Origin of the sequence: Methylobacterium sp. WL6 (assembly GCF_008040095.1) — a bacterium.
Lineage (GTDB): Bacteria > Pseudomonadota > Alphaproteobacteria > Rhizobiales > Beijerinckiaceae > Methylobacterium.
Map to the genome: position 1 here is coordinate 1 of NZ_VRVH01000623.1, position 839 is coordinate 839.

Annotated in this window: 1 protein-coding gene and 1 pseudogene; both read left to right on the plus strand. The window is 72.9% G+C overall.

What is annotated here, in order from left to right; translation table 11 throughout:
• On the plus strand, positions 1-330 hold a 330-nt coding region (locus FV230_RS28815; RefSeq protein WP_147844788.1), incomplete at its 5' end, for an SPOR domain-containing protein.
• Positions 331-561: 231 nt separating this feature from the next.
• A pseudogene (locus tag FV230_RS28820) lies at positions 562-839 on the plus strand (beta-hexosaminidase); the annotation flags it as partial.

Consider the following 839-nt stretch of genomic DNA (forward strand, 5'->3'; position numbering starts at 1 on the left):
GCACCGCAGCGCGTCGCCGCCGTCGCGCCCGAGGCCGCCGTCCCGGTCGAGGCCCCGGCCACGACGGCGACCGTGAGCAACGCCGCCGTCGGCGGGTTCTCGGTCCAGCTCGGCGTCCGCACCAGCGCCAAGGAAGCCCAGACCGCCTTCCGCGAGATGCAGGGCAAGTACAGCCAGCTCGCCGGCAAGCCGGAGCTGATCCGCCAGGCCGAGGTCAACGGCAAGACGATCTTCCGGGTCCGCGTCGGGCCGCTGGCCAAGGCGGAAGCCACGAGCCTCTGCACCGAGCTTCAGGGCGCCGGCGGACAGTGCTTCGTCGCCAAGAACTGAGCCCGCCTCCACAAAACCCGCGTCGGCGGATCGCCTGAGATCGGCGATCCGCCGGGGCCGCGCCTGAGTCGCCGGCGCAACACCCGAGCGTGCGCGGACCGATGGTCCGGCAGACGTCGCGGTTTGGCCTTGCGGCGCGGGCATCTCCTGTCGGACGCTCGCCACGGATTCGTATTCTTCGTCCGGGCAGGCGATGCCCGCAACCCAACCCTCCCGGGAAGACCGTCCCCGATGACCTCCCGTGCCCTGATCCTCGGCTGCGCCGGCAAGACCCTGTCGCCGGACGAGACCGCGTTCTTCCGCGACGTGCGGCCCTGGGGCTTCATCCTGTTCAAGCGCAACATCGGCACGCCGGACGAGGTCCGGGCGCTGACCGCGTCGCTGCGCGCCACGATCGGCCGGGACGACGCGCCGATCCTGATCGACCAGGAGGGCGGCCGGGTTCAGCGCATGGGGCCGCCGCACTGGCCGGCCTACCCGGCCGGCGGGCGCTTCCGCCGGCTCGACGG